Annotated in this window: 16 protein-coding genes; 8 read left to right on the top strand and 8 right to left on the bottom strand. The window is 70.6% G+C overall.

Features of this window, described 5'->3' with window-relative positions:
- Positions 1–5 precede the first annotated feature (5 nt).
- Both VG296_RS29555 and VG296_RS29550 read left to right on the top strand, forming a co-directional pair.
- Positions 6–779, top strand: a complete 774-nt coding sequence (locus VG296_RS29555) for an SWIM zinc finger family protein (protein ID WP_325571748.1) — start codon at positions 6–8, stop codon at positions 777–779.
- 95 nt (positions 780–874) lie between these two features.
- On the top strand, positions 875–1,543 hold the full coding sequence (locus VG296_RS29550) for a hypothetical protein (protein ID WP_325571746.1): 669 nt from the start codon (positions 875–877) through the stop codon (positions 1,541–1,543).
- 28 nt (positions 1,544–1,571) lie between these two features.
- On the opposite strand, the gene VG296_RS29545 is transcribed toward VG296_RS29550, so the two are convergent.
- From VG296_RS29545 to VG296_RS29535, 3 genes are all read right to left on the bottom strand, one after another.
- Positions 1,572–2,072, bottom strand: a complete 501-nt coding sequence (locus VG296_RS29545; RefSeq protein WP_325571745.1) for a hypothetical protein — start codon at positions 2,070–2,072, stop codon at positions 1,572–1,574.
- 143 nt (positions 2,073–2,215) lie between these two features.
- Positions 2,216–3,376 carry a flotillin family protein gene (locus VG296_RS29540; protein ID WP_325571743.1) on the bottom strand — a complete coding sequence of 387 codons (1,161 nt, stop codon included), beginning with the start codon at positions 3,374–3,376 and terminating at the stop codon, positions 2,216–2,218.
- Positions 3,377–3,400: 24 nt separating this feature from the next.
- Positions 3,401–3,646, bottom strand: a complete 246-nt coding sequence (locus VG296_RS29535; protein WP_325571741.1) for a hypothetical protein — start codon at positions 3,644–3,646, stop codon at positions 3,401–3,403.
- Positions 3,647–3,877: 231 nt separating this feature from the next.
- Between VG296_RS29535 and VG296_RS29530 the strand changes: the two genes are divergently transcribed.
- Together VG296_RS29530 and VG296_RS29525 are read left to right on the top strand one after the other, a co-directional pair.
- A complete protein-coding gene (locus tag VG296_RS29530; protein WP_325571739.1) occupies positions 3,878–5,113 on the top strand; it encodes a multidrug effflux MFS transporter in 1,236 nt (411 codons plus the stop codon).
- A 4-nt stretch (positions 5,114–5,117) separates the two neighbouring features.
- Positions 5,118–5,771, top strand: coding sequence for an NAD(P)-dependent oxidoreductase (locus VG296_RS29525; protein ID WP_325571737.1), 654 nt, complete (start codon positions 5,118–5,120; stop codon positions 5,769–5,771).
- Between the two features lie 70 nt (positions 5,772–5,841).
- Here VG296_RS29525 and VG296_RS29520 read toward each other — a convergent pair whose 3' ends face one another.
- Positions 5,842–7,692: an arabinofuranosidase catalytic domain-containing protein gene (locus tag VG296_RS29520; RefSeq protein ID WP_325571735.1), complete on the bottom strand. Its 1,851-nt coding sequence runs from the start codon at positions 7,690–7,692 to the stop codon at positions 5,842–5,844.
- 221 nt (positions 7,693–7,913) lie between these two features.
- On the opposite strand from VG296_RS29520, the gene VG296_RS29515 reads away from it, so the two are divergent.
- Entirely contained in the window at positions 7,914–8,390 is a 477-nt protein-coding gene (locus VG296_RS29515; protein WP_325571733.1) for a GNAT family N-acetyltransferase, read from the top strand.
- A gap of 138 nt (positions 8,391–8,528) precedes the next feature.
- Positions 8,529–9,302 (top strand): hypothetical protein, encoded by a 774-nt coding sequence (locus VG296_RS29510; protein ID WP_325571731.1) that lies wholly within the window; start codon positions 8,529–8,531, stop codon positions 9,300–9,302.
- 117 nt (positions 9,303–9,419) lie between these two features.
- Here the strand turns inward: VG296_RS29510 and der are convergent, their stop codons facing one another.
- The 4 genes from der to aroH all read right to left on the bottom strand — a co-directional run bounded on the left by der (position 9,420) and on the right by aroH (position 13,204).
- Entirely contained in the window at positions 9,420–10,883 is a 1,464-nt protein-coding gene (der, locus tag VG296_RS29505; RefSeq protein WP_325571729.1) for a ribosome biogenesis GTPase Der, read from the bottom strand.
- A 70-nt stretch (positions 10,884–10,953) separates the two neighbouring features.
- Complete coding sequence (cmk, locus tag VG296_RS29500; RefSeq protein ID WP_325571727.1) at positions 10,954–11,643, bottom strand: (d)CMP kinase; 690 nt, start codon at positions 11,641–11,643, stop codon at positions 10,954–10,956.
- 104 nt (positions 11,644–11,747) lie between these two features.
- A complete protein-coding gene (locus tag VG296_RS29495) occupies positions 11,748–12,845 on the bottom strand; it encodes a prephenate dehydrogenase (RefSeq protein ID WP_325571725.1) in 1,098 nt (365 codons plus the stop codon).
- On the bottom strand, positions 12,842–13,204 hold the full coding sequence (aroH, locus tag VG296_RS29490) for a chorismate mutase (RefSeq protein WP_325571722.1): 363 nt from the start codon (positions 13,202–13,204) through the stop codon (positions 12,842–12,844). Before aroH ends, VG296_RS29495 begins: the two co-directional genes overlap by 4 nt.
- 226 nt (positions 13,205–13,430) lie before the next feature.
- Here aroH and VG296_RS29485 point away from each other — a divergent pair, with 226 nt between their 5' ends.
- Both VG296_RS29485 and VG296_RS29480 read left to right on the top strand, forming a co-directional pair.
- Positions 13,431–15,068, top strand: coding sequence for a CTP synthase (locus VG296_RS29485; RefSeq protein ID WP_325571720.1), 1,638 nt, complete (start codon positions 13,431–13,433; stop codon positions 15,066–15,068).
- The gene (locus VG296_RS29480; protein WP_325571718.1) at positions 15,065–15,703 is read left to right on the top strand and encodes an NUDIX hydrolase; all 639 of its coding nucleotides are present in this window, start codon (positions 15,065–15,067) and stop codon (positions 15,701–15,703) included. The genes VG296_RS29485 and VG296_RS29480 overlap by 4 nt, the downstream gene beginning before the upstream one ends.
- The last annotated feature ends 154 nt before the right edge of the window (positions 15,704–15,857 follow it).

The following is a 15,857-nucleotide window of genomic DNA, read 5'->3' as shown; positions in this document are numbered from 1 at the left end:
CGGCAATGGCGACGCGGCAGTTCGGCGAACACTGGTGGTCCAAGCGGCTGATCACGGTGCTGGAGAGCTTCGGCTACGGCCCGCGGCTCGCGCGCGGCCGCGGCTACGCGCGCAGCGGCGCCGTGCAGGAGCTGGAGATCCGCCCCGGCGAGGTCTACGCGAGCGTGCAGGGCTCGCGGCGCCGGCCGTACAGCGTGACGATCGAGATCGACGTGCTGCGCCCCGAGCAGTGGGACCGGGTCGAGAAGCAGCTGGCCGGCCGGGTGGACCTGCTCTCCGCGCTGCTCGCCGGGCAGATGCCCGAGCACATCGAGGACGCGTTCCACGACACCGGCCTGACGCTCTTCCCCACCCGCCGCGAGTTCGTCGCGGATTGCACGTGCCCTGATATGGCCAATCCGTGCAAGCACATCGCGGCGACCTGCTACGTGCTCGCCGACCGGCTCGACGAGGACCCGTTCGAACTGCTTGCCTGGCGCGGCCGGCGCAAGGCCGAGCTGCTGCGCAGGATCGAGTCGCTCCGCGACGCGCAGGCCTGGGCGCAGGTGGACACCTCGCCCGAGTTGGAGGAGGCCCCGCTCGGCGAATGCCTGGACCGGTTCTGGGAGGGTGCCCAGCCGCTCCCCGAACTGCCGAAGCCGCAGCCGGACGAGCGTCCCGGCGCGATCCTCGACCGCTACGGCCCGCTCGGAGTCGGCGTCAACGGCGAGGATTCCCGCCAGGCGGCCGATCTCACGGACCTGCTGCGCCCCGCCTACGCCGCGCTCGCCCGGCGCTGAACTCAGTCAGTACCCTGTCGGCCGGTTGTCGGTCGCTCAGTCGGCCCGTCGCACGGCGCGTCGGGCGGGACCTGCGCTGCTCTAGAGTCGTCGTCGTGTCAGACGGAATACTGGATACGGTCGAGACGGCAGGCGACGCGGCTGCCGCCGATTCCGCCACCGGCGACGGCAAGCCCCGCATCGTGCGGCCGCGCGGTTGGGCCAAGACCGTCACCGACGTCCTCTCCCCCGCGCACTTCGTCATCGCGCTGCCGCCCGTCATCGGCTGGCACGCGACGCAGCCGAGCCTTACCGGCCTCGCCTGGGGCCTGTTCTGCGCGGGACTGGCCGGCGGCGTGCCCTACGGCTTCGTCATCCATGCCGTGCTGCGCCGCCGGGTGTCCGACATCCACATACGGACCCGCCAGGAGCGTTACGTCCCGATCCTGGTCGCGCTCGGCGCCATGGGGCTGTGCCTCGCGGCACTCGTCCTCGGCTCCGCTCCGCGCGCGCTGACCGCGCTGCTCGCTTCGCTGCTGGCCACGATCCTGGTCGGCGGCGTGATCACGCTCCGCTGGCAGATCTCCGGCCACGCCGCCGCCGCGGCGGGCTCGCTCGGCATCTGCGCGCTCTGCTTCGGTCCGTGGCTGCTCGTGCTCTCGCCCCTGGTCGTGCTGATCTGCGCGGCGCGCCTCGTGCTGCGCGATCACACCGCCGGGCAACTCGTCGCCGGAGTCGCCCTCGGTGGCGTGCTGTCTCCGCTGGTCATGATCGCCGTGCGGTAGCGATCCGCGGTAGCGACCCGGCGAGCGCTCAGGCGAGTGCCTTGGCCTGAATCAGCTCCGCGATCAGCGTCACGGCCTCGGCGCGTCCCGGAGACTCGACGGCGTCGCGCAGTTCGGACAGCTTGTCCACGACATCGTGGACATCGGTTTCCGGGTGCGCGGCGTCGTCGAGGTCGAGTACGACGACGCTCTCGTCCGCGTAGTGCACCTTGCCCTCCCGGAAGACGACGAGCGACTTGGTCGCGGCGGTCTTGGGCTTCGGCGTCGACTTGCGCTTCTTGCCGCCCTTACCGGCGCCGGACTCCGGCGCGGCGGCCGCGGCGGGCTCTGGTTCCACCTCCGGCTCGGGCTGAGGTTCCGGCTCGGCGCTGCGCGGCTGCGGGACCTCCTCGGCGGGCTGCTCCGGAGCCTCAACCGCCGACCCGACGTCCTGGCCGGCCACTGACTCGACGTCCCGACCGGCGATATCAGCGCTCTCCGCGTCCTCGGCCACCGTCGCACTCGCACTGTTGTTTTGCATCGCATCCATGCACGGCCCAACGACCGAGATCCAAGCCGGTCACGATCGTCATCCGCCGAGTCACGGGGCGCACAGCAGGACGCTCCGCCCGACGATGAGGAACCGTCGGGCGGAGCGTCCTTACTTCGCTACCGCTGCTGCTACTTGTGCTGCTACTTGCCGGGGCGGTCCGACGTCGAGTCCTGGATCACGACCCGCTCGACCTCCGCGCCCGAGCCGTTGCCCGGCTGCTCGACGACCTGGCCGAGGCCCTGCTTGACCGAGTCGAGGATCGTCAGGCCCTGGCTGACCAGCCCGGCCGCGATCTCGCCGAGGCCGTCCGCGCCGTTGAGCACGTTGATGTTCGCGCCCGCCAGGCCGCCCGCGGCCTCGCGGACGATCTGCGGGAGCTGGTCGATGATCATCCGGTCCAGCGCCACGCGCCCGTTGGACGCCGCGGCCTCGGCCTGGATCCGCATCCGGTCCGCCTCGGCCCTCGCCAGCACGGTGATCCGCTCGGCCTCGGCCTCGGCCGGCTTGACGACCTCCGCCTGCAGCTGCTGCTGACGCAGTTCGGCCGCCCGCTGGGCCAGCTCGGTCTGCGCCTGGAGCACCTGCTGCTGCGCGTTGGCCTGGGCGAGCGGACCCGCCTGGGCCGCCTCGGCCTGCGCCTTGTCGATCTGCGCCTTGTACTCGGCCTGGACGACGGCGGTCTGCCTGGCGTACTCGGCGCGCGACCGCTCGGAGTCCTGCTCGGCCATCGACGACGCGCGGGTCGCCTCGGCCTGCGCGATCTGCGCCTGCCGCCGGATCGCGGCCTTGTGCGGGGCGCTCATCGCGTCGATGTAGCCGCTGCCCATGTCGTCGATCGACTGGATCTGCAGCGAGTCCACCAGCAGGCCGATCTTCGCCATCTCGCCCTTGGAGGTGTCGAGCACCGCCTCGGCCAGCTTCTGCCGCTCGGTGATGATCTCCTCGACCGTCATCGAGCCGATGATCGAGCGCAGGTGGCCCGCGAAGATCCGGCCGGTCAGCACCGACATCTGGTTCTGGTCGGACAGGAAGCGCTGCCCGGCGTTGACGATGGACTCCGGGTCGTTGCCCACCTTGAACGCGATGATGGCCTTGACCTGCAGCGGAATGGCCTGCTTGGTCACGCAGGTCTCGGAGACCTCGGCCTCGGCCATCGCCAGGGTCAGGAACCTGACCTTGCGGAAGACCGGCAGCACGTAGGTCCCGTGCCCGGTCACCACCCGGAACGGCTGCCCGCCCTGGCGGCGTCCGCCCGAGACCAGCATCGCCTGGTCGGGGGCCGGAACCTTGTAGAACAGCATGGCTCTCCTACTTTCCACACACAGTCATGACGACCCGGTCCTACCGAGCACGTCCAACGGATCTTCGGGCCAGGGCACGACCTCCACGGTGCGCGGTCCGCGGGCGGTCACGGCCAGCACCTGGGTTCCGCGCGGCAGCGGCCGCTCGGACCAGGCGATATAAGCCTCCGTACCCCCGCGGATCTTGAGCAATGCCTCGCCGGGCCCCGCCGTCCCCCGCGTGCCGATCGTCAACACCCCGATGGAGCCTAGGGCGGACTCGTCCTGCACCGCCTGCCACACCCCTCACGTCGATCCGGGACACCATCCGGGCGTCCACGGTCTCCAACGTTACTCCTCCTGGTCAGTACGTGACAGGTGGGGCGACGCGGTTCGGCGCGCCCCCGCGCACCGCCGTCCGCCAGCGGATTTCCCCGGCTCGAGGCCGGTAGGCGACAATGCTGGAGCGCGCCCTTTACCGAGCCGCGCGGACCTTGAACGCAACGCCTGGAGACGACCCGGATGGCAGCGCCCGCCGAGATGGCCGAGACCGCGCGGCCGGAGGAATCCACCCGTTCGGCGGGTCAGCCGATCATACTTCTGGGCTCATTGAGCGCCCTGGCCGCGCTGTCGCTGGACATGTACGTTCCGGGCCTGCCGGCCATGGCGGCGGACCTGGACACCACCGCTTCGGCCACCCAGTTGACACTCACGGCCTGTCTCATCGGTCTCGCGCTCGGGCAGCTCCTCGTCGGCCCGCTCAGCGACGCCCGGGGGCGCCGCCGGCCGCTGCTGGTCGGCATGACGCTGTACACGGCCGCCTCAGTGCTCTGCGCGCTCGCGCCGTCGATCTGGCTGCTGATTCCGCTGCGCCTGCTGCAGGGTGCGGCGGGCGGCGCGGCCATGGTCATCGCGACGGCGGCGGTGCGCGACCGCGGCAAGAGCGGCACGGCCACGGCGCGGCTGTTCGCGACGCTGATGGTCGTCAACGGCATCGCGCCGATCGCCGCCCCGGTGCTCGGCGGACAGTTGCTGCACTGGACGACGTGGCGCGGCGTGTTCCTCGTGCTCGCCGGAATCGGCGCGGCGCTGCTGCTGGCCTCGGTCTTCCTGTTCGGCGAATCGCTGCCCGCCGAGCGTCGGAGCAGCGGCGGCGGACCGCGGGCGCTGCTCCCGGTGTATCGCAGGCTGCTGCGGGACCGCGTGTTCGTGGGCTGCCTGCTGGGCAACGGCCTCGCGCTCGGCGGCATGTTCGGCTACATATCCGGCTCCCCCTTCGTACTGCAGGACATCCACGGGTTGACGGCCCAGCAGTACAGCCTGGTCTTCGCCACGAACGGTGCGGGCATCGTGCTCGGCAGCCAGGCCAGCCGCCTGCTCGTCGGCCGCTTCAGCGCCCGCACACTGATGTTCGCCGGGCTCACCGGCGTGACCGCGGGCGGTTTCGGCGTGCTGCTGAGCACGCTCTCCGGGGCGGGACTACCCGTGCTGCTCCCGCTGTTGTTCCTCAACGTGGCCTGCCTCGGCCTGGTTCTGCCGAACGCCGGGGCGCTGGGCCTCGCGAAGCACGGCGACGCGGCCGGAGCGGCGGCGTCCCTGCTCGGTCCGACGCCGTACGTCCTGGGCGCGCTTGCCTCGCCGCTCGTAGGCTTGGGCGGAAGGCACGACGCGGTGCCGATGGGCGTGGTGATCGCGCTCTTCGACGCCCTCGCACTCGGCGCGTTCGCGATCCTGACCGGTGGTACCAGATCGGAGTAAAGGCATGGCGAAGGTAGTGCTGTTCGGAGCCAGCGGAATGATCGGTCAGCGCACGCTGACCGAGGCGCTCGGCCGGGGTCACGAGGTGACGGCCGTGGTCCGTGACCCGGCGAAGGTCACCGCGAAGGGCGAGAAGCTCACGGTGCACGCGGGCGATGTCACCGACCCGGCGACCGTCACCCGTGTGGCCGAAGACGCGGACACCGTCATCGCCGCCGTGTCGCAGCGAGGTCCCGGCCTGGACCAGACGGCCGCGTACCAGAAGGTCGGCGAGAGCCTGATCGAGGGACTGCGCGCGCTCGGCGAGGACGCCCCGCCCGTGGTGATCGTCGGCGGCGCCGGCAGCCTCGAGGTCGCCCCCGGTCAGCGCCTGGTCGACCAGCCCGAATTCCCGGACGCCCACAAGGGCGAGGCCCTCGCGCACGCCGAACTGCTCGGCTGGCTGCGCGGCGTGACCGACGTGAAGTGGGCCTACCTCAGCCCCGCCGCCGTCATCGCCCCCGGCGAGCGCACCGGCACGTTCCGCCTCGGCGACAACGGGCTCATCAGCGACGCCGAGGGCAAGAGCTTCATCTCGGCCGAGGATTTCGCCGTGGCCCTGGTCGACGAGGCCGAGTCCGGCGCCCACATCGGCGAGCGGTTCACGATCGGGTACTGATTCACTTCACTTCGCAGTTGCCTGACACGTGTGGGCGGCGTCCCGGTCCTCGGAACGCCGCCCGTGTCGATCAGTCGAAGTCGAGGTCGAACTGCTCCGACGCTGTGGCGATCGATGTCTGGCTGGCGATCAGTGGCGAGGCACCGCTGCTGGGCGTGGTGACGATGTCGTTGTTCGCGTGAGCACGGAGACTGACGCTCCCATTGCCGTTGGCGATGAGGTCGAACTCCTCCCAGGGACCGATCGCCGTCCGGTTCGCGATCAGCGGCGCAGCACCCGCGTTGTCCGCGGTCACGATGTCATTGTTCGCATGCGCACGCAGGCTCACGCTGCCATCCGAGTTGGGGATGAGGTCGAAGGTCTCCCACGGACCGATCGCCGTGCGGTTCGCGATCAGCGGCGCAGCGCCGGCGTTGTCCGCCGTGACGATGTCATTGTTCGCATGCGCACGGAAGCTGACCGGGACGGTGTCGGGGACGAGGTCGAACTCCTCCCACGGCCCGATCGCCGTCCGGTTGGCGATCAGCGGCGACGCACCCGCGTTGTCCGCGGTGACGATGTTCTGGTTGGTATACGAGCGGAAGCTGACGCTGCCGTCCGCGTTATGGATCAGCCCGAACACCTTCCAGTTGCCGACCCCGCCGCGGTTGGCGATCAGCGGCGACGCGCCGTCGCTCTCGGCGGTGACCCAGTCGCCGTCGTTGAGCGACTTCAGGTTGACCGTTCCGTCGGGGCCGGTGACCATTTCGAACTCGTCGGCCTTGCCGTTCGAGGCCGAGTCCGCGATCAGCGAGGTCGCGCTGTTCGCCGCGTCCACGTAGTTGCCGTTGGCGTGCGCCTTCAGGCTCACGACGGAGACGCTGGTCGAGAACGCGGTGGTGTTGTTGGTGTAGCCCGCCGCGACGACACTGGCCTGCACGGCGTTCTCGGTGGCGTCGGAGGGGAAGCCGGCCGTGACGGCGCCTTCGAAGAACTCACCCTTGCCCAGATCGCTGTTGTCGCCGCCGGTGCCCAGTTCGATGGACGGCTGCACCTGCATCGGGTTGTAGCCGTTGGGCAGCGCACCCGAGTAGGCCTGAGTCAGACCGCCCGACTGGCCGTTGCCGTACTTGAGGGTGAAGTCGGTGGTGCCGTTGTTCTTCTCCCACGCGGTCATGAACGAGCCGGTCTCGCTGGGGATGCTGGACGGGTTGGGGCCGGTGTCGCTGAAGTACATGCCGTTCTCGAGATCGCCGCCGACCCAGGGGCCCGGGCCGGAGCATCCCCCGGTCCAACATGCGGTTCCGTAGTAGATCGCGTTCATGGTCGAATTGCCGTCGTCGCTGTCATTGGTCTCGGCCGAGCCGAAGTCGAAACAGCAACTTCCGCTGGTGAGGTTGGACGAACTCAGCATGTAGATGCCCTCGGGCTGCGAGCCGGTGGGCACGTTCTCGGCGGCGTTGTCGCGGTATCCGGTGCCCACGTTGTCGACGGCCACGCCGTAGGCCGGTTGGCCGCCGACGGTCACGGGCAGCGCCATCGCGTTCGCCCCGATGTCCGAGCCGTTGGCCCCGGGCCCTCCGAGCCCGTTCGAGCAGCCGGAACAGGACTTGCCGGGCGAGATCGGCAGGTTGTTGCCGTTCGCGGTCTGGTCGTAGAGCCGGGTGATGGTGCAGGTCGTCCCGGAGCAGAACGAGACCTGCGGCGCGGAGTTGGCCACGCCGCCCGTGGACCCCAGTCCTATGTTCAGGGTGCTGTTGTCCGAAGCGCGCTGAATTTGGTACAGCGGCCCGTCATAGGAGGCGTACAGCGCGCGGGTTGTGCTGTACGCCGCCTCGCACGGCGTGCCGCCGGACGAGTAGATATCGCAGGGCAATGACGTCGCCGCAACTGCCGTCGTCGGCGCGGCGCCGAGGGCCAGCACCGCGATCGCCACCGCCATCAGACACGCGACCAACAGCCTCGTTCGCCGTCGGAGTGTGGGTAGTACGAGCACAATGCCTCCATCGAATCGGCCTCATTGCCTGTGACGCAGCACACATGTTCTGCCGACCCTAGATTTAAGTCAAGACCGGAGTGCGGGTTCCGGAACTGATTGACCGCCATTTCTGACTAGATCAGGCAGAACTATGGCCGGTGGCAGATCACGAATAGGGTGTGAGCATGCAGAACGTGACCCTGCGGAAGATGACGCCGGCGGAGTATCGCGCCGCGACCGAGCACCGTGAGGCCGAGTCGGTCCGCGTGCTCAGCAGGTTGATGCCCCAAGACCTGGCACAGGAGCGGGTCCGACGTGGCACGGCGAGGTACCTGCCTGACGGACCCGACACAGCGGGACATCACCTCGTGACGGCGCAGAACGAAGCGGGCGAGGCGGTGGGCAACGCGTGGATCGGCCCGGATCCCGCCCAGACTTCGGGTACGTCGAACGCCGCGTTGCTGTACGACATCAACGTCTTCGAGCCGTTCCGCCGCCGCGGGTACGGCTCCGCCATCCTCGCGGCCGCCGAGCAGCTCGTCGCCCGTGAAGGCAAGGCGGCGCTGGCCCTGAACGTCGTCGGGGACAACGAGGCGGCGATCGCGCTCTATCGCCGTAGCGGCTATACGGTGACGTCGATGTCCATGCATAAGAACATTTAGTCAGTCCGGAGCGGGTCCGGAGCAGGTCCGACGACATCTACCGTCGTCATCGCGGCGCAATCCATAATGTCCACCACAGCGAACGAAGGAGACGCCGGGGCCGGTGACGACCTCGGACGGGCCTGGACGGAGGTCGGCGTGCCACTGCTTTCACCGCGCTGCCCGGTCCCGCCGCGCGAGCAGGCGTGGATCGAGAAGATGCTGGCCTGGTGTGTCGAACGGGTGGGGGACCTGCCGCTGCGCAGCCGGGTGGTCGAGCCGACGACCGAGTTCTTCCCCGATCCCTACCTCGGCGCCGGCCCGGATGTACTGCGGGTCGTGGACCGGGTCAGGGTGCTGCTGGGGATCGACGCGGACCGGGTCGAGGTCGAGTTGGCCGTGAACGAGGCGTCCGGCGACCTGGATGCGATGTTGCTGCAGCCGGGTCGGCGCACGGTCGTCGCGGGCCACTACCAGCAGCGCGGTGAGCGGGGCTACATCCGCATCGATCCCCTTGAGGCCGGCGATCAGTCGCGGCTGGTCGCCGTCGCGGCGCACGAGTTCTGCCACGAACTCCTGCTCGGCCGGGGCGGTGTGCCCGGCGCCGACGGCAAGGACCATGAGCCGCTGACCGATCTGCTCACCGTCTTCACCGGCTTCGGTGTCTTCACCGCGAACGCGGCGTTCAGCTTCGAGTCCTCCCCCTCCGGGTGGCGGACCAGGAGGCTGGGATACATGAACGTGCCGATGTTCGGCTACGCACTGGCCTGCTGTTCGTGGCTGCGCGGCGAAGTGGAATCGCGCGAGCAGCCGCACTGGGCCAGGTTCCTGGACGCGAACCCGCGTGGCTACATGAAGCAGGGGAGCCGATATCTGGAGGCGCTCGGCCCCTCGCCCGCGCTGGCCGGTCTCAGGTCTCCGCGGAACGGGTAGTGTCCGGCCATACGCACTCGCGAATCCGAGAGCGACAACGGGCTCTCACGGGACGTCAACAACGTGATGCTCCTGGGCTACGCCTGGGAGCACCACCTCTGACCCCGATATCCGCCGCTACTTCTTCGCCCGGTTGCCGCGCTTCTCGCGCACGCGGACCGAGATCTCGATCGGGGTGCCGACGAAGCCGAACTCCTCGCGGAGCCGGCGCTCGATGAAGCGGCGGTAGCCGGCCTCGAGGAAGCCGGAGGCGAACAGCACGAAGCGCGGCGGCTTGGCCGAGGGCTGGGTGCCGAAGAGGACGCGCGGCTGCTTGCCGCTGCGGACCGGGTGCGGGTGCTCGGCGACGAGGGTGCCGAGGAAGGCGTTGAGCTTGCCCGTGGAGATGCGGGTCTCCCAGCCGTCGAGCGCCGCCTCGATGGCGGGGACGAGCTTGTCGACGTGCCGTCCGGTGCTTGCGGAGATGTTGACCCGGGGGGCCCACTGCACCTGGACGAGCTCCTGCTCGATCTCGCGCTCGAGGTAGTAGCGGCGCTCCTCGTCGAGCTTGTCCCACTTGTTGTAGGCGACGACGAGCGCGCGGCCGGACTCGGCGACCTTGGAGATGATCCGCAGGTCCTGCTCGGCGAGGGTCTCGCTGACGTCGATCAGCACCACCGCGACCTCGGCCTTCTCGATCGCGGCCGCGGTGCGCAGGGAGGCGTAGTAGTCGGCGCCGTACGTCTGGTTGACGCGGCGGCGGATGCCCGCGGTGTCGACGAAGCGCCAGGTCTTGCCGCCGAGCTGGATCAGCTCGTCCACCGGGTCGCGCGTGGTGCCGGCGGTCGCGTCCACGACCACGCGGTCCTCGCCGGCGAGGCGGTTGAGCAGCGAGGACTTGCCGACGTTGGGCTTGCCGACCAGCGCCACCCGGCGCGGGCCGCCGAGCGGGGTGCCGTACGTCTCGGCGGGCGGCTGCGCGGGCAGCGCCTGGAAGATCGCGTCGAGCAGGTCGCCGGCGCCGCGGCCGTGCATCGCCGAGACCGGGTGCGGCTCGCCGAGGCCGAGCGACCACAGCGTGGCGGCCTCGGCCTCGAGCTGCGGGTTGTCCACCTTGTTCGCGACCAGCACGACCGGCTTCTTGCCGCGGCGCAGCACGCGGACGAAGGCCTCGTCGGTGTCCGTCATGCCGACGGTCGCGTCCACCACGAACAGCACGGCGTCCGCCAGTTCGACGGCGATCTCCGCCTGCTCGGCGACGCGCTTGTCCAGGCCGTCGACGTCGACCTCCCAGCCGCCGGTGTCCATCACCATGAAGCGGCGGCCGGACCAGTTGGCCTCGTAGGACACCCGGTCGCGGGTGACGCCCGGCACGTCCTGCACGACCGCCTCGCGGCGGCCGAGGATCCGGTTGACCAGGGTGGACTTGCCCACGTTGGGGCGGCCGACGATGGCCAGCACGGGCAGCGGGCCGCCGTCGGGGCCGGATTCCGCGGCGCCCTCGACGGACAGGTCGATGGGCTCGGCGTTCCCGTACTCGTCGACGAACTCGCTCGGGTCGAAGGGGGCGTCGAGATCGAACTCGGCGTCGTCGTCGTACATGGGGAGGTCCTCACCGGCAGGAGTGTGTAACCCTCCTATTGTGCCGTAAAGCGAGGCCCACCCTTTACGGCTACGCGGAGGCCTTCGCGATGGCGACGATCCTGCCGATGACGTCGGCCAGGCTCAGGTGCGTCCCGTCCACCACGACGGCTCCGGCGGCGGCGTCCAGCGGGCGGGTGGTGAGCGCGTCCTCGGCATCACGTCGTGCCAGGTCAGCCTGGGTGCGGATGACGTCCTGCGCACCGTTCTCCGCCCCTCGCCGGGCGGCGCGCACGGCCTGATCCGCCGTCAGATAGATCTTGGTCTGCGCGTCCGGCCACACCACCTCGGCGATGTCCCGGCCCTCGGCCACGATGCCCGGCCCCTCGGCGAGCGCCGCGCGGATGTACTCGCGCTGCGACTCGATCAGCCGGGTGCGCACGGTCGGCACCCCGGCCACGCGGGAGACGGCGTCGGTCACCGCCTCGCCGCGGATCTCCCGTTCCACCCGGCGTCCGTCGACCGTCATCGTCGGCGCCTCCGGGTCGGTGCCGGAATCGAGGCGCGGCCACAGGCTCGCCGCGGCGATCGCCTCGGGGTCGTCGAGGTCCACGCCGTGCTCCAGCATCCACCAGGTCAGCGCGCGGTACTGGGCGCCGGTGTCGAGATAGCGCAGGCCCAGGTCGGCGGCCACGCCCCGGGAGGTGCTCGACTTCCCGGAGCCGGACGGTCCGTCGATCGCGACGACGATCCCCTGGCCCGACGGCCTGAACTGCGACACCGGCGCTCCCCACTCCTGGCTGTGAAACTCTGTCAATACGCTGTCATTACTCGGTCAGGCATTCGGTACCGCACGGTCAGTTCCGCGCAGTTGGCTCCGCACGGTCAGTTCTGCACGGTCCAGCCGCGCTCGGTCAGCTGCACGGCCAGACCCGACGCGGCCTCCGGCGCGACGTACAGGGTCACCAGGCCGACGTTCTGGCCGGGCGAGTGCTCCATCGCCAGGTCCTCGATGTTCACCCGCAGCGCGCCCACCGCCGCGAACAGCCGCGCGAGCTCGCCGGGCGCGTCGCCGATCACGACCGGGACCGTGGCGTACGCGGCACGCGGCGCGCCGTGCTTGCCCGGGATCCTGGCCTGGCCGGCGTTCCCGCGCCGCAGCCGGTCGACGAGCTCCCCGGTCGCCGCGTCGCCCGCGGGCCCGGCCGGCTCCTTCGCGAGCGCGCGCAGCGAGCCGATCACCGCCGCGAGGTCCCCGGCGTAGTCCTCGAGCACCTCGGCGACGGCGCCGGCGTTCGCGGTCAGGATCTCCCGCCACAGCGCCGGGTCCCCGGCCGCGATGCGGGTCACGTCGCGCACGCCTTGGCCGGCGATCCGCGCGGCCTCCTCGCTGGCGTGCTCGAGCCGGGCCGCCATCAGCGCGGAGACCAGGTGCGGGGCGTGCGAGATCAGGGCGACGGCGTGGTCGTGCTCGACCGGATCCATCACGACCGGCACGGCGCCGCACAGCGAGATCAGCTCGAGCGCGCGGTTCAGCACGTCGCGCCGGGTGTTCTGAGCGGGCGTCAGCACCCACGGCCGGCCCTCGAACAGATCGGGGCGCGCGGCCAGCGGGCCCGACTTCTCCCGGCCCGCCAGCGGATGGCCGCCGATGTACGCGGTCAGGTCCAGGCCGAGCGCGGCCGCCTCCGCCGCCGGGCCCGACTTCACCGAGCACACGTCGGTGTACGCGCGGGCCAGTCCGCGCGCCTGCGCCTCGCCGAGGGTGCGCGCGACGTGCGCCGGGGGCACGGCCAGGATCGCCAGGTCGACCGGCTCCCCCGGGCCCTCGGGCACGAGCACGGTCCCCGCGCCGAGCGAGGCCGCGGTGCGCGCCGCGTCCGGATCGCGGTCCTCGAGCAGCACGAGCACGCCGTGCCGGGACAACGCGAGGGCGACCGACGTGCCGATCAGGCCGGTGCCCAGGACGACTGCCGTCTTCATTGCGCGATATCCCTTCGCAGCGCCGCGGCCCCGCCCAGGTAGACGTGCCGCACCTCCTGCTTGGCGCGCATCGTCTCGACGTGCGCGAGGATGCGCACCACGCGGGGCATCGCGCCCGCCTTGGCGATCTCGGTGGCGCACAGCAGCGGGGTGTCGGCCAGGCCCAGCTCGCGCGCCGCCAGCGCGGGGAACTCGCTGGTCAGGTCGGGGGTCGCGGTGAAGACCATGGAGATGACGTCCTCGGGAGTCAGCGCGTTGGCCTCGAACAGGGCCGTGACCAGCTCGCTCGTCGCCTTCAGCACGAGTTCGCGCTCGTCCGCGTCCACCTGGACCGCACCGCGCACCGCGCGCACCGCCACCGCCGCACCTCCCTGCAGGATTGTTTGCGGATCAGCCTATCGGCGCCGCGGCTCACGCCGCCAACCGACGGAGCTGCGCGAAACGTCACCCGGACGAGACCGCGGGCGGGTCCACCGGCTGACGGACAGGCAGGCATTCGCTGATAAGCTGGTAGCCCGTGGACGACGAGGCCGTCCCCCCTGTTTCCGGCCAATCCTCACGACCCACGGGAGCCCCGCTTTGGCAGTGTCGAGCAGAACCAAGCACCTCTTCGTCACCGGCGGTGTCGCCTCCTCGCTGGGAAAGGGCCTGACGGCCTCCAGCCTCGGCGCGCTGCTCAAGGCCCGCGGCCTGCGGGTGACCATGCAGAAGCTGGACCCGTACCTCAACGTCGACCCCGGCACGATGAACCCGTTCCAGCACGGCGAGGTCTTCGTCACCGACGACGGCGCCGAGACGGACCTCGACATCGGCCACTACGAACGCTTCCTCGACACCGACCTGCACGGCTCGGCGAACGTGACCACCGGCCAGATCTACTCCTCGGTGATCGCCAAGGAGCGGCGCGGCGAGTACCTGGGTGACACGGTGCAGGTCATCCCGCACATCACCAACGAGATCAAGTCCCGGATCATGGCGATGGACGGCGCGGACGTCGACATCGTGATCACCGAGGTGGGCGGCACGGTCGGCGACATCGAGTCGCTGCCCTTCCTCGAGGCGGCCCGGCAGGTGCGGCACGAGATCGGCCGCGCCAACTGCTTCTTCCTGCACGTCTCGCTGGTGCCGTACATCGGCCCGTCCGGCGAGCTGAAGACCAAGCCGACGCAGCACTCGGTGGCCGCGCTGCGCTCCATCGGCATCCAGCCGGACGCGATCGTGTGCCGCGCGGACCGGCCGATCCCGGACTCGGTCAAGCGCAAGATCTCGCTGATGTGCGACGTGGACGAGGAGGCGGTGGCCACCGCGGCCGACGCCCCGTCCATCTACGACATCCCGAAGGTGCTGCACGCCGAGGGCCTGGACGCCTACGTGGTGCGCCGCCTCGACCTGCCGTTCCGCGACGTGGACTGGAAGGTCTGGGACGAGCTGCTGCGCCGGGTGCACAACCCGGAGCAGGAGGTCACGGTCGCGCTGGTGGGCAAGTACATCGACCTGCCGGACGCCTACCTCTCGGTCACCGAGGCGCTGCGCGCGGGCGGCTTCGCGAACCGCACCCGGGTGAACATCAGGTGGGTGCCCTCGGACGACTGCGACACCGACGAGGGCGCCCGGGAGGCGCTGGCGGGCGCCGACGCCGTCTGCATCCCGGGCGGCTTCGGCGTGCGCGGCATCGAGGGCAAGATCAACGCGGCGCGGTACGCGCGGGAGAACCTGATCCCGATCCTCGGCCTGTGCCTCGGGCTGCAGTGCATGGTGATCGAGAGCGCCCGGCACCTGGCCGGGATCGAGGGCGCCAACTCGGCCGAGTTCGACGAGAACACCGAGCACCCGGTGATCTCCACGATGGCCGACCAGGTGGACATCATCGCCGGCGGCGACCTCGGCGGCACGATGCGGCTGGGCCTGTACCCGGCGCTGCTCGCGGAGGGCTCGCTGGTGCGCGAGACGTACGGCGGCCTGGCCAAGATCGAGGAGCGGCACCGGCACCGCTACGAGGTGAACAACAAGTACCGCGAGCAGATCGCGAAGGGCGGCCTGGTCTTCTCCGGCACCTCGCCGGACGGGCGCCTGGTGGAGTTCATCGAGCTGCCGCGCGCGACGCACCCGTACTTCGTGGCCACCCAGGCTCACCCGGAGCTGCGTTCCCGGCCGACCCGGCCGCACCCGCTGTTCGCCGGGCTGATCGCGGCCGCGGTCGAGCGGCAGAATACCGATTCATGACGGAACCCGAATTCGAGATCGAGGACACGCCGGAGTCCTGGCCGGTGCTCAAGAGCCGGGTGCTGGCCGAGGGCGGGATCAGCGCGTACCACGAGGACCTGGTCCGGATGGTCGACGGCACCGAGGCGCGGCGGCAGTACACGACGCACCACGGCGCGGTCGGGGTGATCGTGCTGGACGAGGACGGCCGGATGCTGACGCTGCGTCAGTACCGGCACCCGGTGCGCCGGCTGCTCTGGGAGCTGCCGGCCGGCCTGCTTGACCAGCCCGGCGAGCCCCCGCTGGCGGCGGCCGAGCGGGAACTGTACGAGGAGGCGCACCTGCAGGCCGCCGAGTGGCGGGTGCTGGTGGACTACTTCAACTCCTCGGGCACCTCGGACGAGGCGACCCGGATCTTCGTGGCCCGCGGCATCTCCGAGGCCGACGGCGAGCAGTTCGCCCGCCAGGGCGAGGAGGCCGGGATCGTCGTGCGGTGGATCCCGCTCGCGGAGATGGTCGAGCGGGTGCTGGACGGCCGGGTCGGCACGTCCTCCATGGTGTCCGCGGTCTGCGCCCTCCAGGTGGCGCTCACCCGTCCGGGTGGTTGGGACTCGCTGCGGCCCGCGGACGCGCCCTGGCCCGCACGACCCTTCTAGATTCAACGGAGAAAGCCACCCCGCGCCTTGGCTATCAAGGCGCCGGGTGGTCTCTCCCTGGGAAGCAAGAGCCAAATGCCCGACACTGCGTCGGTGCTTCCTGGCAACACGGTGCACGCTGTAAGGCTTGTTCGCAACGTCAACGTCGAATTCC

The organism is Actinospica sp. (assembly GCF_035552695.1).
Taxonomy (GTDB): Bacteria; Actinomycetota; Actinomycetes; order Streptomycetales; family Catenulisporaceae; genus Actinospica.
This window is presented reverse-complemented; position numbering and strand designations above follow the sequence as displayed.